The sequence below is a fragment of the Oleiphilus sp. HI0080 genome, assembly GCF_001635135.1.
Genome location: NZ_LWFU01001181.1, coordinates 1 through 624 on the forward strand (window position 1 = coordinate 1; position 624 = coordinate 624).

1 protein-coding gene is annotated in these 624 nt (G+C 45.8%); it reads left to right on the forward strand.

Translation table 11 applies throughout. From position 1 onward, the window contains the following. Positions 1 to 135 precede the first annotated feature (135 nt). Positions 136 to 624 (forward strand): aminotransferase class III-fold pyridoxal phosphate-dependent enzyme (locus A3751_RS20960; protein ID WP_156492705.1); only part of this gene is annotated, 489 nt, incomplete at its 3' end.

The following is a 624-nucleotide window of genomic DNA, read 5'->3' on the forward strand; positions in this document are numbered from 1 at the left end:
TTATTCGTCCTAAACCACCCGCCAAGGTGAATTACTTTAAAAACCGCCCGTATAATCTCACTCTTTTGCTAAACTCTCTATCATCATTTGGAATATCACGCCTTGCTCGGCAAAGATACGCTAGGTACCCACTGCATGACTGAACAAACCATTATGAACACATACGGAAAGCTTTCGGTTTCATTCGAGAGCGGCGACGGGTGCTGGTTATTTGATACCGACGGCAACAAATATTTCGACACATTTACAGGCGTTGCGGTTAGCGGCCTTGGGCACTCTAATCCGGCGATCGCAAAAGCAATTAAAGATCAGGCGTCTCGGCTTATTCACTGCTCCAACGTGTTCCACAACCCCCTTCAACAAGAGCTAGCCGAAAAGCTTTGCTCTCTAACGAATATGGATAATGCCTTTTTATGTAATTCAGGCGCCGAGGCAAACGAAGCGGCTATCAAAATTGCACGTAAATATGGCAATGAACGCAACATCAATACTCCGACTATTGTAACCATGAAACGCGCTTTTCATGGTCGAACAATGGCGACGATCTCCGCGTCTGCCAACCCTAAGGTACAGAAAGGTTACGAACCGCTTTTGTCAGGCTTCGTTCAAGTTGAACTGAATGAT